General features: G+C 71.3%; 24 protein-coding genes. 14 read left to right on the top strand and 10 right to left on the bottom strand.

What is annotated here, in order from left to right:
- Positions 1-8 precede the first annotated feature (8 nt).
- Complete coding sequence (locus EDD93_RS04045; RefSeq protein ID WP_123523857.1) at positions 9-881, bottom strand: aldo/keto reductase family oxidoreductase; 873 nt, start codon at positions 879-881, stop codon at positions 9-11.
- 135 nt (positions 882-1,016) lie between these two features.
- On the opposite strand from EDD93_RS04045, the gene EDD93_RS04040 reads away from it, so the two are divergent.
- Complete coding sequence (locus EDD93_RS04040) at positions 1,017-1,448, top strand: helix-turn-helix domain-containing protein (protein WP_123523856.1); 432 nt, start codon at positions 1,017-1,019, stop codon at positions 1,446-1,448.
- A gap of 73 nt (positions 1,449-1,521) precedes the next feature.
- Here EDD93_RS04040 and EDD93_RS04035 read toward each other — a convergent pair whose 3' ends face one another.
- Both EDD93_RS04035 and EDD93_RS40680 read right to left on the bottom strand, forming a co-directional pair.
- Positions 1,522-2,025 carry a DinB family protein gene (locus EDD93_RS04035; protein WP_123523855.1) on the bottom strand — a complete coding sequence of 168 codons (504 nt, stop codon included), beginning with the start codon at positions 2,023-2,025 and terminating at the stop codon, positions 1,522-1,524.
- A 19-nt stretch (positions 2,026-2,044) separates the two neighbouring features.
- A complete protein-coding gene (locus EDD93_RS40680) occupies positions 2,045-2,368 on the bottom strand; it encodes a hypothetical protein (RefSeq protein ID WP_311318300.1) in 324 nt (107 codons plus the stop codon).
- 195 nt (positions 2,369-2,563) lie between these two features.
- Here EDD93_RS40680 and EDD93_RS04025 point away from each other — a divergent pair, with 195 nt between their 5' ends.
- The 5 genes from EDD93_RS04025 to EDD93_RS04000 all read left to right on the top strand — a co-directional run bounded on the left by EDD93_RS04025 (position 2,564) and on the right by EDD93_RS04000 (position 5,738).
- A complete protein-coding gene (locus tag EDD93_RS04025) occupies positions 2,564-3,157 on the top strand; it encodes a hypothetical protein (RefSeq protein WP_123523854.1) in 594 nt (197 codons plus the stop codon).
- Positions 3,154-3,600, top strand: a complete 447-nt coding sequence (locus tag EDD93_RS04020; RefSeq protein WP_260255615.1) for a hypothetical protein — start codon at positions 3,154-3,156, stop codon at positions 3,598-3,600. Before EDD93_RS04025 ends, EDD93_RS04020 begins: the two co-directional genes overlap by 4 nt.
- Positions 3,593-4,063, top strand: a complete 471-nt coding sequence (locus tag EDD93_RS04015; protein ID WP_123523853.1) for a hypothetical protein — start codon at positions 3,593-3,595, stop codon at positions 4,061-4,063. Before EDD93_RS04020 ends, EDD93_RS04015 begins: the two co-directional genes overlap by 8 nt.
- A 94-nt stretch (positions 4,064-4,157) precedes the next feature.
- Positions 4,158-5,366: a glycosyltransferase family 39 protein gene (locus EDD93_RS04010; RefSeq protein ID WP_123523852.1), complete on the top strand. Its 1,209-nt coding sequence runs from the start codon at positions 4,158-4,160 to the stop codon at positions 5,364-5,366.
- A 249-nt stretch (positions 5,367-5,615) separates the two neighbouring features.
- Positions 5,616-5,738, top strand: coding sequence for a hypothetical protein (locus EDD93_RS04000; RefSeq protein WP_260255614.1), 123 nt, complete (start codon positions 5,616-5,618; stop codon positions 5,736-5,738).
- A gap of 65 nt (positions 5,739-5,803) precedes the next feature.
- Here EDD93_RS04000 and EDD93_RS03995 read toward each other — a convergent pair whose 3' ends face one another.
- Positions 5,804-6,196, bottom strand: a complete 393-nt coding sequence (locus tag EDD93_RS03995; RefSeq protein ID WP_123527571.1) for a DUF192 domain-containing protein — start codon at positions 6,194-6,196, stop codon at positions 5,804-5,806.
- Positions 6,197-6,279: 83 nt separating this feature from the next.
- On the opposite strand from EDD93_RS03995, the gene EDD93_RS03990 reads away from it, so the two are divergent.
- From EDD93_RS03990 to EDD93_RS03980, 3 genes are all read left to right on the top strand, one after another.
- Positions 6,280-7,209: an A24 family peptidase gene (locus tag EDD93_RS03990; protein WP_123523851.1), complete on the top strand. Its 930-nt coding sequence runs from the start codon at positions 6,280-6,282 to the stop codon at positions 7,207-7,209.
- Positions 7,210-7,296: 87 nt separating this feature from the next.
- Positions 7,297-8,139 carry a class I SAM-dependent methyltransferase gene (locus EDD93_RS03985; protein ID WP_123523850.1) on the top strand — a complete coding sequence of 281 codons (843 nt, stop codon included), beginning with the start codon at positions 7,297-7,299 and terminating at the stop codon, positions 8,137-8,139.
- 62 nt (positions 8,140-8,201) lie between these two features.
- Positions 8,202-8,660: a hypothetical protein gene (locus EDD93_RS03980; RefSeq protein WP_123523849.1), complete on the top strand. Its 459-nt coding sequence runs from the start codon at positions 8,202-8,204 to the stop codon at positions 8,658-8,660.
- Between the two features lie 386 nt (positions 8,661-9,046).
- Here EDD93_RS03980 and mgrA read toward each other — a convergent pair whose 3' ends face one another.
- Positions 9,047-10,087, bottom strand: coding sequence for an L-glyceraldehyde 3-phosphate reductase (gene mgrA, locus EDD93_RS03975; RefSeq protein WP_123523848.1), 1,041 nt, complete (start codon positions 10,085-10,087; stop codon positions 9,047-9,049).
- Between the two features lie 190 nt (positions 10,088-10,277).
- On the opposite strand from mgrA, the gene EDD93_RS03970 reads away from it, so the two are divergent.
- The 4 genes from EDD93_RS03970 (at position 10,278) to EDD93_RS03955 (ending at position 15,395) form a co-directional block, all read left to right on the top strand.
- The gene (locus tag EDD93_RS03970) at positions 10,278-11,039 is read left to right on the top strand and encodes an isoprenyl transferase (RefSeq protein WP_024492153.1); all 762 of its coding nucleotides are present in this window, start codon (positions 10,278-10,280) and stop codon (positions 11,037-11,039) included.
- Positions 11,040-11,384: 345 nt separating this feature from the next.
- Complete coding sequence (locus EDD93_RS03965; RefSeq protein ID WP_024492152.1) at positions 11,385-12,707, top strand: PhoH family protein; 1,323 nt, start codon at positions 11,385-11,387, stop codon at positions 12,705-12,707.
- Positions 12,708-13,097: 390 nt separating this feature from the next.
- A complete protein-coding gene (locus EDD93_RS03960; RefSeq protein ID WP_123523847.1) occupies positions 13,098-13,814 on the top strand; it encodes a transglycosylase SLT domain-containing protein in 717 nt (238 codons plus the stop codon).
- A gap of 162 nt (positions 13,815-13,976) precedes the next feature.
- Positions 13,977-15,395, top strand: coding sequence for an AI-2E family transporter (locus EDD93_RS03955; protein WP_123523846.1), 1,419 nt, complete (start codon positions 13,977-13,979; stop codon positions 15,393-15,395).
- A gap of 98 nt (positions 15,396-15,493) precedes the next feature.
- Here EDD93_RS03955 and EDD93_RS03950 read toward each other — a convergent pair whose 3' ends face one another.
- Together EDD93_RS03950 and EDD93_RS03945 are read right to left on the bottom strand one after the other, a co-directional pair.
- Positions 15,494-16,027 carry an alkyl hydroperoxide reductase gene (locus EDD93_RS03950; RefSeq protein ID WP_123523845.1) on the bottom strand — a complete coding sequence of 178 codons (534 nt, stop codon included), beginning with the start codon at positions 16,025-16,027 and terminating at the stop codon, positions 15,494-15,496.
- A gap of 12 nt (positions 16,028-16,039) precedes the next feature.
- Complete coding sequence (locus EDD93_RS03945) at positions 16,040-16,594, bottom strand: peroxiredoxin (protein WP_103759525.1); 555 nt, start codon at positions 16,592-16,594, stop codon at positions 16,040-16,042.
- 132 nt (positions 16,595-16,726) lie between these two features.
- Here EDD93_RS03945 and EDD93_RS03940 point away from each other — a divergent pair, with 132 nt between their 5' ends.
- Entirely contained in the window at positions 16,727-17,692 is a 966-nt protein-coding gene (locus tag EDD93_RS03940; RefSeq protein ID WP_398902832.1) for a hydrogen peroxide-inducible genes activator, read from the top strand.
- Positions 17,693-17,719: 27 nt separating this feature from the next.
- Here the strand turns inward: EDD93_RS03940 and EDD93_RS03935 are convergent, their stop codons facing one another.
- From EDD93_RS03935 to EDD93_RS03925, 3 genes are read right to left on the bottom strand one after another with little or no spacing between them, the layout of a single operon-like run.
- Positions 17,720-20,119, bottom strand: coding sequence for an ABC transporter permease (locus tag EDD93_RS03935; protein WP_123523844.1), 2,400 nt, complete (start codon positions 20,117-20,119; stop codon positions 17,720-17,722).
- A complete protein-coding gene (locus EDD93_RS03930; protein WP_123523843.1) occupies positions 20,116-20,802 on the bottom strand; it encodes an ABC transporter ATP-binding protein in 687 nt (228 codons plus the stop codon). Before EDD93_RS03930 ends, EDD93_RS03935 begins: the two co-directional genes overlap by 4 nt.
- On the bottom strand, positions 20,799-21,323 hold the full coding sequence (locus EDD93_RS03925) for a PadR family transcriptional regulator (protein WP_123523842.1): 525 nt from the start codon (positions 21,321-21,323) through the stop codon (positions 20,799-20,801). Before EDD93_RS03925 ends, EDD93_RS03930 begins: the two co-directional genes overlap by 4 nt.
- Between the last annotated feature and the right edge of the window lie 91 nt (positions 21,324-21,414).

The raw sequence follows: 21,414 nt of genomic DNA, 5'->3' as shown, positions 1-21,414 counted from the left end.
GCAGACGCTCAGCGGCCGATGGTGTCCAGCTCCGCCACATCCTCGCCGGAGAGGGAGAGCCCGGCGCCCGCGATGTTCTCGCGCAGGTGAGCCGTGGAGGAGGTTCCCGGGATGAGCAGGATGTTCGGTGAGCGCTGCAGCAGCCAGGCCAGCGCGACCGGCATCGGCGCCGCCCCCAGCCGGCCCGCGATCCGTGAGAGGGCCTCGGACTGCAGCGGCGTGAACCCTCCCAGCGGGAAGAACGGCACGTAGGCGATGCCGTCGGCGGCGAGCTGGTCGACGAGGCCGTCGTCGTGGCGGTGGGCGAGGTTGTACATGTTCTGCACGCACACGACCGGGGCTACGGCGCGTGCGTCGGCGACCTGTTCCGCAGTGACGTTGCTGACGCCGAGGTGGCGGATCAGCCCCTCTTGCTGGAGGCCGGCGAGCGTCTCGAACGGTTCGGTGATCGAGCCGGGCTGCGGGCCCTGGGCGTCGCCCATGCGCATGTTGACCAGGTCGAGGGCCTCGACGCCGAGGGATTCGAGATTCTCGTGGACCTGCTTGCGCAGGTCTTCGGGGCGCCGGGCCGTGGGCCACCCGCCCGAGGCGTCCCGGGTCGCGCCCACCTTGGTGGCGATGAACAGCGACTCCGGGTACGGGTGCAGCGCTTCGCGGATCAGCTCGTTCGTGATGCGGGGTCCGTAGGCGTCGCTGGTGTCGAGGTGGGTGATCCCCAGGCCGGCGGCCTCGCGCAGGACGGCGAGGGCGCCGTCGTGGTCGGCGGGCGGCCCCATGACCCACGGACCGGCCAGTTGCATCGCGCCGTACCCGAACCTGGTGACGGCCGAGTCACCCAGCGTCCAGGTGCCGCCGGGAAGAGAGGTGGAGGACGTGTCCATCGTGGTGCCTTTCGCTGCTTCTCGTCGGGGGTGGTATCTCCATCGCCCCTTGCACCATGATTGGAGACCTGCTTCCTCCTGGGAAGTAGGCACTCTGAAGTGCGTAACGAACCCAAAGAGTGAGAGGCGAGACCAGTGACGACGAAGGCCGACAAGGAAGCGCAGGTCAAGGCGGACTACAACGCCTTCCTCGCGGTGTGCCCCAGCCGCCTGCTCCTCGACCGGATCTCGAACAAATGGGTCGTCCTGATCCTGTGCGCGCTGGGCGGTGACGCACCGGCGCAGGCCGGCGCGTCGAACGTTCCGAAGCCGATGCGCTACTCCGAGCTCTCCCGGCTGCTGGCCGGTGTCAGCCAGAAGATGCTGACCCAGACCCTGCGGTCGCTCGAACGCGACGGCCTGCTCCTACGCACCGCGACCCCCACGGTCCCCGTCACGGTCACCTACGCCCTGACCGACCTGGGCCTCTCGCTCCACCACCTGACCCGCGGGCTGAGGAGCTGGGCGCAGTCCCATATGGACGAAGTCCTCGCCAGCCGTGAGGAGCACGACGCGCGGACTCCCTGAGCGAGTCACCTGGCGTCGACTGCGACCCCGCCCAGCCCGGACAACCCGGAGCCACTCGCCTGCGGGAGGGCTCTCAGGAGCCTGTGCTGCCGTCGACGATCTCCCGGATGATGTCGAGGTGGCCGTTGTGCCGGGCAGTCTCCTCGACGAGGTGCAGCAGGATCCAGCGCAGATCGGGGTGGCGGCCGTCGCTGTGCGGACGCTTGGCCGGGGTGTCCAGGTCGTGGGCGGCGACGAGCTCCCGGTAGCGGACGCACTGCTTCTCGTAGTCCGTCAGCACGTCGGCGAGCGGCATGTCCACGGCGATGCGCATCTCGCGGTCGGGGTCCTCGTCGGTCCACGGGCCCTCGTCCTCCCCGCCGAGGAACACGACCTCGAACCAGTAGTACTCGACCCAGCGGAGATGGTTGACCACGCCCGCGAGCGTCATCAGGGGCGAACCCGGCAGCGGTGCCTTACGGGCATCCTCCTGCGCGAGACCCTCGCACTTGGCCAGTGCGGTCGCTCGGGTGTAGTCGAGGAAAGTGGTCAGCTGTGTGCGCTCGTCCCAGGCGGGAGGCGAATCGGTGCGTGTCATCGCGGTACACCCTGATGGCTCACCGACGGCCTGTCCACCACATATCGAAGCCCGAGGACGGCCACGGGTTCGGAGTCCTCCGGTGGAACGAACGCCGGCTGCCGGCCCAGCCGGGGTAGAGGCGCAACGCCGGTCCGGCGCGCGCCGAGGTGATCAGCCGGCAACGACCGTCCACCGCAGGTGCGGTGACGGAGTCCAGGAGCGCCGCCGCGAGACCGGCCCCGCGGGCACGCGGGCCGAGAGCGAGTTCGTCCACTTCGAGGGCGCCGACGAGCCACGCGGCCGTCCGCTCCGGCCCCGGCGCGGCGCTGATCCGCGAGTAGCCGTGGGGCCCCGGACCCATGCACCCGGCGGCCGGGCTGGCTAGGCTCGTGAGCGACCGACCGCGAGCCGTCCGCAACTGCCGCCGCCAGGCGGCCGATCGGGCATGCTCCGGTGCGCAGGGATCTTCACGCTCTACCTGACCTGTAGGGCGGTCGACCGCCAACCGGCCTGTCCGGGTGGGCGGGTGGCCACACTTAAAATGGGGTGCGGTGTCATGAGTGACGGATTCTTCTACTCGTATCACGTGGGCTGGAGCCGCCCCGACGCGGAATCGCTGCTCGGGGACCTGGAGGCGGCCGGCGTAAGTCCCGCACACCCGGCCACGCGGCGCATCACGCTCGTCAGCCCGGGAGCCGAACCACCGGGCACCCAGTCATGGGTGACCAGGGATCAGCTGGTGCTGCTGGCCGGACTGCAACGGCTGGACCAGGTCGACTTCCTGCTCTGGGTGAGCAGCGGAGCCGAGATCCCGACCCGGGTCCGGCGGACGGACGACGGCACGGTCGCGCTGCAGTTCGCCCTCGGCGCGCTGGGACCCGAGGAACGGGAAGCGGCCGTGCGCGCGATACGGGAGGCGATAGGCAGGGCCTCGGTGCTCTGCATCGGCTTCGTGCTCGACCGCGAGGGCGCGTCGGCGGCGACGGACTGGCGGGGGTTCATCGTGAAGGGGTCGGTGTACTTCGACTGCTGGCCGGACACCCTGGCCGTGCGCTCCGAGGTCGCCTCCATGCAACCGCAGCTGTTCGGGGTGGGCTCCTTCGAGCAGGCGCCCTGGGTCGTCTACGGCAGTGAGGTCCCCAGCAGGTGACCGGGCGCGAGGCAGACCGGCATCCGGGAGGGGCCGTCCCGGCCGTCTCGATGCCGGGGGAGCGGGGAGCGGCGGCGAGCGAGCTGCTCACGGAGGACGAGACCCGGCTGCTGCGCCGGGCACTCCTCGAATGGGGCGGCCCGGCCCGGTGCGGCGACCGGCTCGCCGTCGGCATGGGGTTCGCGGATGCCCAGGACCTCGTCGACCGGGCCCATCTGCTGCGCGACGCGCTCGGCGCCGACCGCCCGCTCGCCCCGGCCGACTGGGCGCGGGTACTGCTGGCCACGGAGATCGTCTTCGTCAGCGATCTCGCGGGCACCGGCGTGGAATGGCCGACGACCACCGGACTCGCGGACGAGCCGACCATCCGGATGCTGCGCTCGGTGCAGCGGAAGCTGGCCGGAACCGTCAGGCCCTTCTACGGAAGGAGCCCGGGTGACTGAGACACCGGGAGGGCGCGGGGCCGCGGACGTGCGGCTGGTGACCGATTTGGTGGAGCGGGTCCCCGGGTTCCGGGCTCTGTACGAGGCGCACGTCTTCAACGAGGACACCGTGCTGCCGCACGTCTTCTTCTGGGACGTCACCCGGCAGACCGTACGGTCCTACCTGGGCGCGGAAGCGCACGCGCACGCGTACACAGAAGCAGACGGAGACCGAGACGCGGACGGAGATGGGGACGGGGACGGGGACGGGGACGGGGACGGAGCGGCCGGCGCCCCGGAGTGGCGTCGCACCCTGGGATTCCTGGAGGAGCAGTTCACGCGCGGGATCGCGGGGATCGACGAGGTCGTGGTGACCTCCTTCCTGGGGTACCTGCCCTTTCCCGGCAGCCCGGGGCATGGCCTCACCCAGGAGCTCGGCCCCGCCCTGGCGGCGGGACTCACGCGGATCCGCCCCGCCGGGTGAGCCGGGCCCGCCGGGTGGGCCGGGCCTGCCGGACGCGGGGGCCCGGACCGGGGCGGCCACGGGTGGGAACCCCGGAACGGCGATAATCGGCCGTATGTCCGCAGAACCCTCCCCGCAGGCCACCCGCTCCCGGCCGCATCCGCAGCCCTCCCAGGAGCACAGGCGGGTCCGGGCCCGCGCCTCGGCCGCGCTCGCCTCGGCGGCCCCGGCGCTCGGCGCCTACGCGGCCGTGCGGATCGTCGGGCTCGTCGTCTTCTGGGCGGCCGCGTCCCTAGCGGGGAAGGACGCCTTCCACCTGCTCGCCGAGCGCTGGGACTCCGTCTGGTACCAGCGGGTCGCGGAGCACGGGTACGTCTACACCGTCACCCTGCCCGACGGCGGTATCCACTCCGACCTGGCCTTCTTCCCGCTGCTGCCCGCGCTGGAGCGCGGCATCGCGGAGGTGACCCCGCTCGGCGTCGCGGGCGCCGGACTGCTGGTCGCGTGGGTGGCGGGTCTCCTCGCGGCCTGGGGGATCTTCGCCGTCGGCGCACGGGTCCACGGACGCCGGACGGGGGTGGTGCTGGCCGCGCTGTGGGGGGTGTACCCGACGGCGTTCGTCCAGTCCATGGCGTACACCGAGACCCTGTTCACCGCGCTCGCCGCCTGGTCGCTGTACGCGGCGCTGACCCGGCGGTGGATCGTGGCCGGCGCGCTGTCCGTACTGGCCGGTCTCACCCGCCCGTCCGCCGCCGCGCTCATCGCCGCCCTGGCGATCACCGCAGCCGTCACGCTCGTACGCGAGTACCGGGCCGGTGCCACCGACGGCATCGTCCGCCGCAACGGCCGGATGCTCGCCGGGGTGGCCCTCGCGCCGCTGGGCTGGCTCGGGTACGTGGTGTTCGTGGCCGTGCGCGAAGGCAGCCCGTTCGCCTACTTCGACGTCCAGGCCCAGTGGGGCAACAGCATCGACGGCGGCGCGGCCCTCGCCGGGTTCATCCTCGGCCTTCCGCTGCCGGGGGCGCTCGGGCTGTGCGTGGCGCTGGCCGGTCTCGGCTGGCTGGTGTACCTGTGCGTGCGGCAGCGCCAGCCGCTACCCGTACTCGTGTACGGCATCGCCGTCGTCGTCATCTCGCTGATCGGCTCCGGCTACTTCGGCTCCCGGCCCCGGCTGATGATGCCCGCGTTCCCCCTCCTCCTGCCGCCCGCCGTCGCGCTGCTGCGGCTGCGCTCCGCCGCCCGTACGGCGACGGTCCTGGCGCTACTCGCCTCGGCCTCGGCGGCGTACGGGGCATGGACGCTGCTCGGCTCCGGCCCGCCGTGAGGCGGGTGGCCGGCACTGAGCGGTACTCCGTACGCCACGACTCGTATCCCTTGTGGGCCGAGCGATTTCGGGATGTTCGTGCCCTAGGGTCTTTCGTTTGGATCAGGCCGGATCAGGGAGCGGTGTCCGGTGCGTGCGGCTGCAAGGCGGAGGAGGGAGTCAATGCGGAGCATTGGCGACCGACGACAACGCCGCAGATGTGCGTGCCGGACACCGTGAGCCCGGCATGATCCAAACGAGAGGCCCTAGGTGACCTCCGAGGTCGCCCGGGGCCTGTTCGACGACGGCCTGCCGGCTTCGAAGTGGAAGCCCAGCCACCAGGAGACCGGTGAGCTGGGGGAGACGGCCGTGGTCTACGACCGGGTTCGCTGAACCGGGCGGTCGGCGCCCCCGCCGATGAGGCGGCGGGCGTCAGCGCCATCACCTGCCCGGCACGCTCACGCGCCGTCACCGGGGGAGCCGTCGCCCTGCGAGATCGCCACCCGCACACCCGGCCGCAGGCCCCACCCGGCCATCGCACCGGCCTCCGCCTCGATCACGTGCCGGGCGCGGAGGCGGGGGAGCCCGAGCCGTCCCGGCTTCATCGTGCGGACCGCCACCACCTTCAACTTCCGGTCCAGATAGGCCACATCGATCGTGAACCGCATACGGAAGGAGTGCACACTCCCGCACGGCGTGATCAGCAGCGCCCCGTCGATGCCGTCCTGCCCGAGCAGCCCACGGCTCCGATGCCGGTACGAGGCCGCGATCCGCAGCGGAATGTCCGTCTCCCGCGCCCTCTCCGAGTCCATGAACGTGAGCGTTCCACTGCCGTTGCGCCATTGGGCCATGTCCACGACGGTAGCCCCAACTCGCGCCCGCCGGGCCGGAACAGAGCCCTGCGGGCACCCGGAGAGCCCTTAGGCTCGGTGAGGTGTACGCCACGCTGATAGCGGTCGCCGCCCTCTGGGGCGCCTCGGCCGGACTGCTGGTCCCGCGCGCCGCCTACCGGTTCTCCGTCGAACCCGAGGACGCGTGGCGCGACGCCTGCCCGGCCGGCCACGCGCTCACCGGCCCGGCCCGCGGCTGGCTCGGCTCCACGCGCTGCACGGCCTGTGCAACAGCGGATCCGGCAGTGTCCACACAGACGCCCCGCGGCCTGCACCCGCACCCAGACACCCACCCGCGCCCCGGCCCGCACCCGCACCCGCACCCAGACACCCACCCGTCCCCCGGCCCGCACCCGCCCCCGGACACCCACCCGGGCGCGTCCCCCGGCCCGGAGGCCCCCCGCCCCACGCCGCCGCGCCGGGGCGGACCTCGGTACGCGCCCGCCCTCCTCCTGCCCGTCATCTCCGCCCTCGGCTGCGCCGCGGTCGCCGCGACCACCGGGTTCCGCCCCGAGCTCGCCGTGTGGCTGCTGCTCGTCCCCGTCGCCGTGCTCCTCGCGGCCGTCGACCACCGCGTCCACCGGCTGCCGGACCGGCTGACGCTGCCTGCCGCCGGGGCGGCCGCCGTTCTCCTGGGCATCGCCGCCCTGCTGCCGGAACACGGCGGCTCCTGGCTGTCCGCGCTGCTCGGCGGTGCCGGCCTCGGCGCCTTCTACCTCCTGCTCTTCCTCGTCAACCCGAACGGAATGGGCTTCGGAGACGTCAAACTCGCGCTCTCACTGGGCGTGGTACTCGGCTGGTACGGCTGGGCCGTCGTGTTCGCGGGCGGCTTCGCCGGGTTCCTGTTCGGCGCGGTGTACGGCCTGGCGCTGATGATCATGCGCCGCGCCGGGCGCGCGACGGGCATCCCGTTCGGCCCGTTCATGATCGCCGGGGCGCTGCTCGGCATCCTCCTCGGCGGCCTGGCCGCCTGAGGGCCGCCGCGCCCCGGCGACGCCGCGCCCGCGCCGCCGCCGCTATTACGGTCGCGTGCGGCGGGGTCCGGCTGAGACGATCTCCGTATGCCCGGAACACCCGAAGACACCAGCGCGGCCCAGGCCGCACAGTCGGCACAGGAGGCGGCCCGGAGCGCCCGGTTCGACGCACTGGTCACCGAGGCGGACACCGTCTCCGTCGCGGGCTGGGACTTCTCCTGGCTCGACGGCCGCGCCACCGAGCAGCGGCCCTCCTGGGGCTACGCCCGTGCCATGGGGGAGCGGCTGGGCCGGGCGGGCGCGGCGCTCGACATCCAGACCGGCGGCGGTGAGGTCCTCGCCGCCGCGCCGAAGCTGCCGCCGCTGACCGTCGCCACCGAGTCCTGGCCGCCGAACATCGCCCGCGCCACCGCCCTGCTGCACCCGCTCGGCGCGGCCGTCGTCGCGGACGAGGACGAGCCGCCGCTGCCCTTCGGCGACGCGGCCTTCGACCTCGTCGTCAGCCGGCATCCGGTGACCACCTGGTGGGACGAGATCGCCCGGGTCCTGACGCCCGGCGGCACGTACTTCTCCCAACAGGTCGGCCCCGCAAGTGTCTTCGAACTCGTCGAGTACTTCCTCGGCCCGCAGCCGCCGCAGGTGCGGGGCAGCCGCGATCCGGAGCAGGCCCGCGCCGCCGCCGGGGCGGCCGGTCTCGAAGTCGTCGACCTGCGGTTCGAGCGGCTGCGCACCGAGTTCTTCGACATCGGCGCCGTCGTCTACTTCCTGCGCAAGGTGATCTGGATGGTGCCGGGCTTCACCGTCGAGCGGTACCGGCCGCAACTCGCCTCACTGCACCGGCTGATCGAGAACGAGGGCCCGTTCGTCGCCCACACCACCCGCTTTCTGATCGAGGCCCGCAAACCCGGACGGCCGGTCTCACCCGCGTAGCCCCTTCCCGCGCCCGAAGGATGGCACTCTGGTCGCTGAGCGCACGGGGAAGGAGCCACGCCATGAGGGTCGGCAGCGACGAGGAAGCCACGAGCGGCCCTCGGCAGGGGAACGCCGAATGGCTCAGAGGCGCCCGGATCGTCGGCGTCCTCGGCGTGTTCTATCGGCCCGAGGGCCGGATGGGGGAGCCCGAGGCCGTCGAATTCCTGCTGTCCGACAGCCAGTCGGTGCTTCTGACCTGCGCCTCGGACGGCACCCTGCACGTCGGCTCCGGCACCTGGCCGCACCTCCCCGACTGGTGTGTGCCGGCCGCCCAGTGGGAGTTCGCCACGATGGCGAATCTGCCGCAGCCGCCCGACGGCGGCTGGACGGTGCTGAGCACCGAGGAGCGCCGGGACGACCGGGGTGAGGTCCACGAGGCCGTCATCCGCTGCGAGGGCGGCCGCTTCGTGGTCATCGGCGGGGACACCGTGGGAATCAGGTTCACCCGGGGCCACCGGGGCGCGGCCTCCACGACCTGACGACCGGCTGCGGCCGGGGCCGCGAACAGGGGCGGGCGGCCGCCCGCAGCCGGAATGTGCACGTCCTGTGCATGTCTCGTGGGCGATTCGGGCGTCAAGGCGGCGCCCCGGGCCGTCCGTGCAGGTCCGAGGGGGCCGGAGGCCCGTATTCCGTGCTCACAACGGAGCCCCGCACATTCGGAGAGTAATTATTTGGCGGCGATGCACGCAGCAGCACTTACGAAGGGTTATGGTGGAAACCCCCCCTCGGGCCGGTCCGTAACCCCCCCCCACGGACCGGCCCGTTTTTTTGTGCCCCGGCGCAAACGGGGCCGCGGTGCCCGCTGACGCGACGCGGGCCCGCCTCCCCGCCGGCCCCCTGCCGGACCGCAGGACCGCCCGGCCTGTCAGGCCCGTCCGGCCCAGATGTTGGTCCCGGCGGTGTCCACCGCGAAGGTGTCGATCTCCTTCAGCTCCGCCGCGGTCAGAGCCGGACCGGCCAGCGCCGCGACGTTCTCCTCCAGCTGCCGCACGCTCGACGCGCCGATCAGAGCCGACGTCATACGGCTGTCGCGCAGCACCCAGTTGAGGGCCAGCTGGGCCAGCGACTGACCGCGCCCGCGCGCGATGTCGTTCAGGCCGTTGAGCCGGCGCACCACCTCGTCCGAGAGCAGGTCCGGGTTGAGGGACTTGCCCTGGGTGGCGCGCGAACCCTCCGGGATGCCCTTCAGGTACTTGTTGGTCAGCAGCCCCTGGGCGAGCGGCACGAAGGAGATGCAGCCCATGCCGGCCGCCTCCAGCGTGTCCAGCAGACCGTCCTCCTCGGTCCAGCGGTTGATCATCGAGTAGGACGGCTGGTGGATCAGGGCCGGTACGCCCATCTCCTTGAGCAGCCGCGCCGCCTCGGCGGTCTGCTCGGAGTTGTACGAGGACACCCCTACGTACAGCGCCTTGCCCTGCTGCACGGCGGAGGCCAGGGCCCCCATCGTCTCCTCCAGCGGGGTGTCCGGGTCGAAGCGGTGCGAGTAGAAGATGTCGACGTAGTCGAGGCCCATCCGCTTCAGCGAGGCGTCGAGCGAGGACAGCAGGTACTTGCGCGAGCCCCACTCGCCGTAGGGGCCGGGGTGCATGTCGTACCCGGCCTTGGTGGAGATCACCAGCTCGTCGCGGTACGGGGCGAAGTCCTGCCGGAAGAGCTTCCCGAAGTTCAGCTCGGCGGAGCCGGGCGGCGGGCCGTAGTTGTTGGCCAGGTCGAAGTGGGTCACCCCGAGGTCGAAGGCGCGGCGCAGGATGGCGCGCTGCGAGTCGAGCGCGCGGTCGTCGCCGAAGTTGTGCCAGAGGCCGAGCGAGACGGCCGGGAGCTTGAGACCGCTGCGGCCGGTGCGCCGGTACTCCATGGAGTCGTAGCGCGTGCCGGCGGCCAGGTAATAGGAAGAGGAATCAGTCACGTTTCCCTCTTTATCACGGACTTGTGACAGGCCGGGTTGGGCCGGTGCGGCGCCTGCGCAGTAATGTGGCGGCTTCGGGACTGCCACGGCACGGCGGGGCGATCGGCCCCCTACCGGTGCGACGATCCCCAGGGGGACAGCCCCGGGCGAGGCGGCGGGCGGGCCCGCACGGAACCGAGAGGTGGACTCAGTGAACTTGCGCGACCTGGTGTACGGGCTCTACGCCCGCCGGGTGGAGGCCCGCCTCGATCACGCCCAGGTGCCCAAGCACATCGGGGTCATCCTCGACGGGAACCGGCGCTGGGCGAAGGCCTCGGGCGGCACGGCCGCGGAGGGCCACCAGGCGGGCGCGGACAAGATCAAGGAGCTCCTCGGCTGGTGCAGTGAGACCGACGTCGAGGTGGTCACCCTCTGGATGCTCTCCACCGACAACTTCGACCGGCCCGAGTCCGAGCTGATCCCGCTCCTCGGCATCATCGAGAACACCGTGCGCGACCTCGTCGCCGACGGCCGCTGGCGGGTCCACCACGTCGGCACGCTCGACCTGCTGCCCGCGCACACCCAGACGGTCCTCAAGGAGGCCGAACAGGCCACGATCGGGGTCGACGGAATACTGGTCAACGTCGCCGTCGGCTACGGGGGCCGCCAGGAGATCGCGGACGCGGTGCGCTCGCTGCTGCTCGACCACTCCGCCAAGGGCACCTCCTTCGAGGACCTGGCCGAGATCGTCTCCACCGACCTGATCTCCGAGCACCTCTACACCCGGGGCCAGCCCGATCCGGACCTGGTGATCCGGACCAGTGGCGAACAGCGTCTGTCGGGCTTCATGCTCTGGCAGAGCGCCCATTCGGAGTACTACTTCTGCGAGGTTTTCTGGCCGGCGTTCCGCCGCGTCGACTTCCTGCGGGCCCTGCGCGACTACGCGGCCCGGCACCGCCGCTACGGGGGCTGACACCGCATTTCCGCCCAGCTCGGCGCCCCCTGCGCACCGGTGACGTCCACGAGGACGGACGGTCTTGAGCGGCTCGGGCTGCATGGCTTCGCGCGTTCGAGGGCATACCCCTGACAGGTCGACGTCCGGTCAGGAACCAGGCGGATGTCGTCACCAAGTGAGCGGCATGGAGTCCGCTCGCCCGGGAGGCCCTTTGCACACGAAGGACCGTACATACAGTGCGGCTGACGTCGAGGGCCGGCGCTCGGCCCGCGCAAGGTGGCCGAAGCCCGGTCCGTCCTCTCCCTTTGGGATGCTCCGCGACGCCGTCGCACCCCAACCTCGTCCGAGGGGGTACGTCCTTCCGTGGTGACCAGCACAAAGCGCCGCATGCCCGACAGGCGCACCTATGTTCTCGACACCAGCGTCCTGCTGGCCGATCCGAACGCCATGTCCCGGTTCGACGAGCACGAAGTAGTGCTCCCGATCGTCGTGGTCACGGAACTGGAGGCCAAACGGCACCATCCGGAGCTCGGGTACTTCGCCCGGCAGGCCCTGCGCCTGCTGGACGACTTCCGGGTCCGGTACGGCCGGCTGGATGCCCCGATCCCCCTCGGGGATCTGGGCGGGACGCTGCGCGTCGAACTCAACCATTCCGATCCCGGCGTACTTCCCGCCGGCTACCGGTTGGGGGACAACGACTCACGGATTCTCGCGGTAGCGCGCAATCTGCAGGCCGAGGGGTACGACGTCACGGTCGTCTCCAAGGACCTGCCGCTCCGTATCAAGGCGTCGTCGGTCGGTCTCCTCGCCGAGGAGTACCGCGCCGAGCTCGCCATCACCGACGCCGGCTGGACGGGGATGGGCGAGCTGTCCCTCTCCGCCGAGCAGGTGGACCTCCTCTTCTCCGAGGAGACGCTGTACGTCCCCGAGGCCGCCGATCTGCCGGTGCACACCGGGCTGGTCCTCCAGTCCGAGCGCGGCAAGGCGCTCGGGCGGGTGACGCCGGAGGGCAACGTCCGGCTCGTCCGGGGCGACCGGGAGGCCTTCGGTATCCACGGCCGCAGCGCCGAGCAGCGCATCGCGCTGGATCTGCTGCTCGACCAGGACGTCGGCATCGTCTCGCTGGGCGGCCGGGCCGGCACCGGCAAGTCCGCACTGGCGCTCTGCGCCGGTCTGGAGGCCGTGCTGGAGCGGGGGCAGCACAAGAAGGTGATGGTCTTCCGTCCGCTGTACGCGGTCGGCGGGCAGGATCTCGGCTACCTGCCCGGTTCCGAGGCCGAGAAGATGGGCCCCTGGGCCCAGGCGGTCTTCGACACGCTCTCGGCGGTCGCCGGGCGCGAGGTCATCGAGGAGGTCCTGGGGCGCGGGATGCTGGAGGTGCTGCCGCTCACCCACATCCGCGGCCGGTCCCTCCACGACGCCTTCGTGATCGTCGACGAGGCCCAGTCCCTCGAACGGAACGTCCTGCTGACCGTGTTGTCCCGGATCGGGGCGAATTCGCGGGTGGTGCTCACGCATGACGTGGCCCAGCGGGACAACCTCCGGGTCGGCCGGTACGACGGAGTGGTCGCCGTGGTCGAGAAGCTGAAGGGTCATCCGCTCTTCGCCCACACCACGCTCACCCGGTCCGAGCGCTCGCCCATCGCCGCACTGGTGACCGAAATGCTGGAGGAAGGCCAGATCTGACACGGGATAGGACAGTTGGTGCCGCCCGGCGAGCGAAGGAGCTTAGCCGGGCGGCACTGTGTTGCGGTGCCATTTCCGTAATTCACGTGCTCCAAACGGGGTGTGAGCTTTCACACGCAACAGAGAATTGCTTCGTGGTGTCCCGTTCCGGCAGAGTCTTGCTTCCGTCAGGCCCCGCATACGGCACACCCGCACCACCAGAGGTGCAACGCACCAGACAACTCAACAATCGCCGTCCGTATGCCGCCCGCGAGTACCACGCGGCGCTTCCTCCGGGGAGTCGCCCACCGGGCCCGTGCCTCCCGTGACCCAAGCAGTAGGGAGGCCAGTGTCAGGGGCACGATTGCGCCCGCGAGGTCACCTAAGCGGGCGATGCTGGAAGGACACCGTGTGAGCCGGATCTCGGTCCGGGGGTTCGCCGTGGCATCTGCCACAGCGGTAACCACCGTAGGCGCCGTCGTGGGAGTTGCAGCGGGCAGTACCCCTGCTGTCGACGACAACAACTTCGAGGCCACCGCAGCCGACACCACGCTGCTCGCAGACATCCCCGCGGGCCAGCAGGCCCAGGTGCAGACCGCTTCCCTGACGCAGCAGGCCGACGCCCAGGCGTCCGCAGCCGACGCGACGGCGAAGAAGTCCGCGGAGGAATCGGCCCGCCTCCAGGCCGCCAAGGACGCCAAGACGAAGAAGCAGGCGGCCGAGGACCGGCTGGTGAAGGAGCGCAAGGCCGAGCAGGACAAGAAGGACGCTGCCGAACGCGCCAGCCGTTCCGAGGTCCGCAGCGCCTCCTCCTTCGCCGTCCAGGGCTCGTACTCCGTTGCCGAGGTCCAGGCGATGGCCCGGCAGATCGTGCCGGCCGACCAGTTCCAGTGCTTCAGCAACATCGTGAACGTCGAGTCGAGCTGGAACTACCGGGCGAGCAACCCGTCCTCCGGTGCCTACGGTCTCGTCCAGGCGCTGCCCGGCTCGAAGATGTCCTCGGCCGGTGCCGACTGGCAGACCAACCCGGCCACGCAGATCAAGTGGGGCCTCAGCTACATGAACAGCGGCCGCTACGGCAGCCCGTGCGCGGCCTGGTCGTTCTGGCAGGCCAACCACTGGTACTAGAGCGCCCCGAGGCACTGAACCCCTGAGGTTTCCTGAGGTTCGGTTCTCAACCACGCGAAGCCCCCCACCGTCCTACGGTGGGGGGCTTCGCGCATGTACGGTCGTGCGGGACCGTTCCCGGGGGGAGCGGTGGGGAGAGTGGACGGGGGTAGAGGGAACGTTATGTCGAAACTGCCGGGATGGCTGGGACAGCTGGGGGCCGAACTCACCAAGATGGGTGAGCGCCTGGAGGAACGTCGCGTCGAGGCCGATGACGAGGACGAGAAGGCGGCGCGCGAGGGCTCGTCCGCGACGGCCGGCGTACCGCCGGGGAGCGGGGCCGAGAAGGGCGCCGCCGACCATGTGCCGCCGCCGCCCGACTACGCCCCCGCGGTCGCCGCGCGCCCCGATCCGGTCGCGGCCATCCCCTGGGGGATGCGGGTCGCCGCCGAGGCCGGCTGGCGGCTGCTCGTGCTCGCGGGCACCCTGTGGGTGCTCATGCGGGTCATCAGCGCGGTGCAACTGGTGGTGCTGGCCTTCGTCGCCGCGCTGCTCGTCACCGCGATGCTCCAGCCGACGGTCGCCCGGCTGAGGCGGTACGGGCTGCCGCACGGGCTGGCGACCGCCGTCACGGCGGTCCTGGGCTTCATCATCATGGGCCTGGTCGGCTGGTTCGTGGTGTGGCAGGTGATGGACAACCTCGACACCCTGTCCGACAAGATCCAGGACGGTATCCAGGACCTCAAGAACTGGCTGCTCGACAGCCCGTTCCACGTCACCGACAAGCAGATCAACGACGTCGCGAAGAACCTCAGCGACACCGTCGGCACCAACACCGAGGCGATCACCTCGGCCGGACTCCAGGGCGTCACCGTGATGGTGGAGCTCCTGACCGGGATGCTGCTGGCGATGTTCTCCACGCTCTTCCTGCTGTACGACGGCAAGCGCATCTGGCACTGGGTGCTCAAGCTCGTCCCCGCGCAGGCGCGGCCGGGTGTCGCCGGAGCGGGTCCGCGCGCCTGGCGCACGCTGACCGCCTACGTACGGGGCACGGTCATCGTCGCGCTGATCGACGCGATCTTCATCGGCCTCGGGATCTACTTCCTCAATGTGCCGATGGCCGTTCCGCTGGCTGTCTTCATCTTCCTCTTCGCCTTCATCCCGCTCGTCGGCGCGGTGGTCTCCGGGGCGCTGGCCGTGGTGGTCGCGCTCGTCACCGAGGGCGTGTTCACGGCGCTGATGGTGCTGGTGGTGGTCCTGGCGGTGCAGCAGATCGAGGGCCACATCCTGCAGCCGTTCATCCTGGGCCGCGCGGTGCGCGTGCACCCGCTGGCCGTGGTCCTCTCGGTCGCCGCGGGCGGCATGATCGCGGGCATCGGCGGTGCGGTCGTCGCGGTGCCGCTGGTGGCGGTGACGAATACGGTGGTCGGCTATCTGCGGGCGTACGGCCAGGAGGATTCCCGGCGCCACTCGCCGCCGCCGCACGGCTCGACGGCCCTGGACACGGCGCCGACCCCGGCGCCCGGATCGCCGCCGGAGCCGGTCGACGACGGCAGCGACGACGAGGAGCAGCCGGTGGCGGACGCGCCGAAGGAACCCTGAGCGGGCGGGCGGGAGTCCGCACGGGCGGACACGTAAGAAGGGCCCCGGGGACGGTCGGTCGTCCTCGGGGCCCTTCTCGTACGTGGGTACCGCCGGTGTTACTCCGCGAGGACCGCTTCGGCCTCGAGCGTCACGCCGACCGCCTGGAGCACCGAGGCGATCTTGACGGCTTCCTGAATGGTCTCACGGTCGACGCCGGCCTTGCGCAGCACCTGCTCGTGGGAGTCCAGGCACTGGCCGCAGCCGTTGATCGCGGAGACGGCGAGCGACCACAGCTCGAAGTCGACCTTCTCCACGCCCGGATTGCCGATCACGTTCATCCGCAGGCCGGCACGGAGCGTCCCGTACTCCGGGTCCGACAGCAGGTGCCGGGTCCGGTAGAAGACGTTGTTCATCGCCATGACGGCGGCGGCCGACTTCGCGGCGGTGTACGCCTCCGCGGAGAGGTTGGCCTTCGCCTCCGGCTCCAGCTCGCGCAGCACCTTCGGCGAGCGCGAGGCGATCGCGCAGGCGAGGACGGTGCCCCAGAGCTGCTGCTGCGGCAGGTCGCTGTTCCCGATGACCGAACCGAGGTTCAGCTTCAGGTCCTTGGCGAAGTCCGGAACGGCGGCCTTCAGTTCGTCGAGTGCCATGTCGGTATCAGCTCACTCGCCCGAGAGGAGCGCGACCGGGTCGAGGGTGTTCTCGCCCTTGGTCCAGTTGCAGGGGCACAGCTCGTCGGTCTGCAGGGCGTCGAGGACCCGCAGGACCTCCTTGGGGTTACGGCCCACGGAACCGGCGGTCACCATCGTGAACTGGATCTCGTTGTTCTGGTCGACGATGAAGACGGCGCGCTGCGCGAAGCCGTCCTCGCCCTCGATGCCGAGGTCCCGCATCAGCTCGTGCTTGGAGTCGGCCAGCATCGGGAAGGGCAGGTCGGTCAGGTCCGGGTGGTCCTTGCGCCAGGCGTGGTGCACGAACTCGGAGTCACCGGAGAAGCCGAGGACCTGCGCGTCGCGGTCGGCGAACTCCTCGTTCAGCTTGCCGAACGCGGCGATCTCGGTGGGGCAGACGAACGTGAAGTCCTTCGGCCACGCGAAGACGATCTTCCACTGACCCTCGTAGGTCTTGTGGTTGATCTGCTCGAACTCCTTGCCGCTCTCCAGCGAAACACAAGCGGTCAGGTCGAACTCGGGGAACTTGTCACCGACAGTGAGCACGCGCTCTCCTTGCAGCATAGGAAGACCCTTTTTGGGGGTGTTCCTGAGGGTTGGACGGTCCTCACCATGGCACAGAGTGCATTGATCACGGAAATAGCTACACTCGGTCGTGATGATCGGAGGTGCCTATCAGTGGCGCAGATGAACCAGGGCAACCGGCCCAAACAGCCCAGCCTCTCGCAGCTCCGCGCCTTCACTGCGGTGGCGGAACATCTGCACTTCCGGGACGCCGCGGCAGCAATCGGGATGAGTCAGCCGGCGCTCTCGGGAGCCGTGTCCGCGCTGGAGGAGGCACTGGGTGTCCAGCTCATCGAGCGTACGACGCGCAAGGTACTGCTCTCGCCCGCCGGGGAGCGGCTCGCGGTGCGGGCCCGCGCCGTGCTGGAGGCCGTCGGTGAGCTGATGGAGGAGGCCGAGGCCGTGCGCGCGCCCTTCACCGGGGTGCTCAGGCTCGGCGTGATCCCGACCGTCGCCCCGTACCTGCTGCCGACCGTGCTGCGGCTGGTCCACGACCGCTACCCCGACCTCGACCTCCAGGTGCACGAGGAGCAGACGTCCTCGCTGCTGGAGGGGCTCGCGGCGGGGCGGCTCGACCTGCTGCTGCTCGCGGTGCCGCTCGGGGTGCCCGGGGTGAGCGAGCTCCCGCTCTTCGAGGAGGACTTCGTCCTGGTGATGGAGCGCACCCACTGGCTCGGCGGACGGGCCGACATCCCGCGCGAGGCGCTCAGGGAGCTGCCGCTGCTGCTGCTCGACGAGGGGCACTGCCTGCGCGACCAGGCGCTCGACATCTGCCGGGAGGCGGGCCGCACCGAGGGCGCCCCCGTCACCACGACTGCCGCCGGGCTCTCCACCCTGGTACAGCTCGTGGCCGGCGGGCTCGGGGTGACGCTGCTGCCGCGCACCGCGGTGACGGTCGAGACCGCCCGCAACGAGGCCCTCACCACCGGGTACTTCGCGGACCCGGCCCCCGCCCGGCGGGTGGCGCTCGGCATGCGGGCCGGGGCGGCCAGGCACGAGGAGTTCGAGGAGTTCGCGGCGGCGCTGCGCGGGGCGATGGCGGCGCTGCCGGTACGCGTGGCGACGGCCGGCCGGACCTGATCGCGGGTCCGGCCGGCCGTCGGGGAGCTACTCGCTGCGCAGTCCGTCGGGGCGCATCATGCGCCACAGCAGCGGCATCGAGAGCAGGGTCACCACGAGGATGAGCGCCGCGCCCGCTCCCGCCATCGGCAGGAACAGCCACCAGTCGGAGACCTGCTTGTCGATCTGCCAGGTCAGCGTGGCGCCGAGCGCGAGGCCGCCGGCCACCGCGATCAGCAGCCCGATGACCACCGGGATCGCCGTCTGCCACAGCACCGACCAGCCGAGGGTGACCCGGCGGGTACCGAAGGCCACCAGCACCGACAGCAGCCGCTTGCGTTCACGCAGCTGTTCCAGCTGGGAGACCAGCATGGACGCCGCGATCAGCATCAGGACGGCGGTCGCGCCCACCTGGAGACCGGTCTGGACGCTCTGGTAACGCCGGTCGCGTTCGACCGAGTTCAGGGTGACCAGGCGCATGCCCGGGTCGATCCGGGCGGCCGTGTTGCGCACGTACTCGGCGACCTCGGGGACGCTCTTGTCGATCCGGATCTGCGAGACGGTGGTCGCGCCCGGCAGGGTGCCCGCGTCGATCGCTCCGGGGGTGGCCATGATGCCCCAGTGGTCCTCACCGAACGGGTCGGTGCGGCTCTTCACGGTCCGGGAGTCGGCGGGCAGCGTCCAGTGCAGCGGCTTGCCCCGGCCGTAGGAGTCGAATTCGAGCACCTTGCCCTTGCGGGCGGTCTCGTCCACCCAGCCGGCCATCTCCTTGTCGGCCGGGTGGACGACGAAGGTGTCGCCGTCCCGGCAGGAGCCGATCCGGGCCAGCTCGCGCAGGGTCGCGCAGTCGCCGATGCTGAAGGAGGTGGTGGGCTGCATCTCGTCCTCCTTGTACGTCCCCGGCTTGGTGGCGTACGCCTCGACCGTGCCGATCACCTTCTTCACGCCCTTGGTGGCGCGGAACTCCTTGATGGTGCGCAGGGCCGCATCGCCGGTGACCCGCTCGGACGAGGCGTAGAACTGGGCGCGGCTCGGGTCCTGCCCGGTCACCCTGTTGAAGTCGTCGTTCATCGCGGCGAACAGCATCTGCAGGGCCACCGCACCCGCCACCGCGACGGTCACGCCGCTGACCGCGCGGGACGCGGCCCCGCTGCTCAGCTGGAGCCTGCGGGTGGCCAGTTGCCAGGGCACCGGCCCGCCGCGCAGCCGCTTCACGCCGGCCTCGACCAGCCACGGCAGGAGCAGGGCGAGCCCCACCAGGACCAGCACGGCGCCGACGGCGACCGCGTAGGTGTTGGCACCGTCGTACAGGTCGACCTTGCCGGTGATCCCGAACACCGCGAGCCCGGCGACCGGCAGCAGCAGCCGCCACCACAGGCGGCGTTTGCGGCCCCGGCTGTGGCGGACGACCCCGAGCGGTTCGATGACCACGGAACGCATGGCGGTCAGGGTGACCAGGACCGCGGTGAGCGGCACCGCGAGGGCGATCAGCAGGATCAGCCAGGGGCCGGGGGCCAGATCGGAGGGGAACGCGCTGACGTCCCACACCTCGACGGCCCCGACGAACCGGCGCCCCACCAGGAACAGCACGGCCCCGACGGCCAGGCCGCACACGGCGCCGAAGAGGGCCTCGCCCGCCGCGATCCGGTGTGTCATCCGGATGTCGGCGCCGACCAGGCGCAAGGCGGCCAGCCGCCGGTCGCGGCGGTCGCCGCCGAAGCGCACGGCGGTGGCGATGAAGATCCCCACCGGCACCAGCAGCACCACGCAGACCATCGCGACGAGCAGGACCAGCAGCGGCTGCAGCGGTTTGCCCGGCCCCGGATCGCCGTATCCGGCCAGCCGGTGGCCGCCCGCGGCGGTGGTGAGGGTGTCGCTGCCGGCGTAGAACCGCAGCTCCCCGGGGGAGACCAGACCGGCGTCGCCGATCGTGCCGGTCACCCGGTAGGGGAGCCGCTCCTTGAGCAGCGCGTTCTGCGGCGCGGCGAGGAGGTCCGCGAGGGCGGGGGAGACCACCATCTCGCCGGGGGCGGGGAGTTCACCGATGCCCGGCGGGACGACCGGGCTGCTGCCGTCCGCGCGCATGAGGAAGCCGTCGATGGTCCGGGTGTGGTACTCGGTCCCGGCGTTGATCACCACGATCGTGCTGTCCGACTTCGGCGCCGAGGCGTCGGGGGACTCCGAGATCTTGGTCTCGCTGCGGGCCTGGTCCCGGGCGGAACGCTGGTCGAGCAGGTGCGGAACGGAGGAGGCGACGAGCAGGAGCGCCACGCCGAGGCCGACGCCGACCGCGGTGAGCAGGGTGCGGGTCCAGCCCTCGCGCCCGCCGGCGACGGCGAAGCGGATGCCGAACCCGAGCTCGCGCAGCAGGGCGGGGGTGCGGGAGAGGGGGGACCCGGACCGCTCCGCAGGGGCGGCCGGGGTCTCCTTCCGGTCGAGCAGCGTCATACGGCGTGCTCCATGTCGCGGGCCCGGCCGTCGCGCACGGTGACGTCGCGGTCGGAGTAGGCGGCGACGCGGGCCTCATGGGTCACCAGGACCACGGCGACACCGGCGGACCGGGCCGCCTCGGTGAGCAACTGCATGACGCGTTCGCCGTTGAGGGAGTCCAGGGCGCCGGTCGGCTCGTCCGCGAAGATCACCTTCGGGGACGCGGCCAGCGCACGGGCCACGGCGACGCGCTGGCCCTGGCCGCCGGACACCTCACCGGGACGCTTGGCGCCGAGGTCGTCGACCTCCAGGCGCTCCATCCATTCCAGGGCGGTGCGCTCGGCGGTCTTGCGGCGGACGCCGCTCAGCCGCAGCGGCAGGGCCACGTTCTCCACGCAGGTCAGTTCGGGGACGAGCTGGCCGAACTGGAACACGAAGCCGAACTCGCTGCGGCGCAGGGCGCTGCGCTCCGCGTCGGACATCGCGGACAGCTCCCGGCCGGCGTAGGTGATGGTGCCGGAGTCGGGCGTGATGATTCCGGCGAGGCAGTGCAGCAGGGTGGACTTGCCGGAGCCGGAGGGGCCCATCACGGCGACGACCTCGCCGGGGTGGACGGAGAAGGAGGCGCCGTCGAGCGCCGGGGTCGACCCGTAGGTCTTGTGCAGGTCGTGCGCGCTGAGCAGGGAGCCGGCGGGGGTCACGGGGCCACCACCTCGGCGAGCTTGTCGAGGCGTGCGGCGGTCAGTTCCAGCCAGCGCAGGTCCGCTTCGAGGTGGAACAGGGCGTGGTCGCAGATCAGCTGGTCGGCGAGGTCGCCGCGGCGCTTGCGGTCGGTGAGGATGCGCATCAGGCGCAGGTGCTCGGAGCGCTGGGCGTCCAGCACGTCGGCGGCGCTGCGGCCGGTGAGCATGGCCAGCACGACCTTGGTGTACAGGGTCGACTGGAGGTAGGGCTCCGGCTTCTCGGGCTGCGCCAGCCAGGTGGCGACATCGGTGATGCCGGCGTCCGTGATGGCGTAGCGCTTGCGCTCGGGGCCGCCGCCGGTCTCGACTCCGTCGACCTCGACGAGGCCGTTCTTGAGGAGCCGGGACATGGTCGAGTAGACCTGTCCGTAGTGCAGCGGGCGGTCGTGACCGAACTTCTCGTCGAACGTCCGCTTCAGGTCGTAACCGTGGCGGGGGCCGGACTCCAGGAGCCCGAGCAGGGTGTGGCCGATAGACATGTGCAGCACTGTACACGGTGTGTATACCTGCCATGTATACCGGCTCTTCCGTCACCGCCGGAGCCCGTGCGGGACACGGATCCGGGCCGGT

The sequence above is a fragment of the Streptomyces sp. 840.1 genome, from assembly GCF_003751445.1.
Lineage (GTDB): Bacteria > Actinomycetota > Actinomycetes > Streptomycetales > Streptomycetaceae > Streptomyces.
Note: the sequence above shows the minus strand (reverse complement) of the source record. Positions and strands in the feature narration are given on the sequence as shown.

Coding starts and splice junctions, on each gene's coding strand:
- EDD93_RS04045 (WP_123523857.1), bottom strand. CDS start 881: ATGGACACGTCCTCCACCTCTCTTCCCGGCGGCACCTGGACGCTGGGT.
- EDD93_RS04035 (WP_123523855.1), bottom strand. CDS start 2,025: ATGACACGCACCGATTCGCCTCCCGCCTGGGACGAGCGCACACAGCTG.
- EDD93_RS40680 (WP_311318300.1), bottom strand. CDS start 2,368: ATGGGTCCGGGGCCCCACGGCTACTCGCGGATCAGCGCCGCGCCGGGG.
- EDD93_RS04025 (WP_123523854.1), top strand. CDS start 2,564: ATGAGTGACGGATTCTTCTACTCGTATCACGTGGGCTGGAGCCGCCCC.
- EDD93_RS04010 (WP_123523852.1), top strand. CDS start 4,158: ATGTCCGCAGAACCCTCCCCGCAGGCCACCCGCTCCCGGCCGCATCCG.
- EDD93_RS03995 (WP_123527571.1), bottom strand. CDS start 6,196: ATGGCCCAATGGCGCAACGGCAGTGGAACGCTCACGTTCATGGACTCG.
- EDD93_RS03985 (WP_123523850.1), top strand. CDS start 7,297: ATGCCCGGAACACCCGAAGACACCAGCGCGGCCCAGGCCGCACAGTCG.
- EDD93_RS03980 (WP_123523849.1), top strand. CDS start 8,202: ATGAGGGTCGGCAGCGACGAGGAAGCCACGAGCGGCCCTCGGCAGGGG.
- EDD93_RS03955 (WP_123523846.1), top strand. CDS start 13,977: ATGTCGAAACTGCCGGGATGGCTGGGACAGCTGGGGGCCGAACTCACC.
- EDD93_RS03950 (WP_123523845.1), bottom strand. CDS start 16,027: ATGGCACTCGACGAACTGAAGGCCGCCGTTCCGGACTTCGCCAAGGAC.
- EDD93_RS03935 (WP_123523844.1), bottom strand. CDS start 20,119: ATGACGCTGCTCGACCGGAAGGAGACCCCGGCCGCCCCTGCGGAGCGG.
- EDD93_RS03925 (WP_123523842.1), bottom strand. CDS start 21,323: ATGTCTATCGGCCACACCCTGCTCGGGCTCCTGGAGTCCGGCCCCCGC.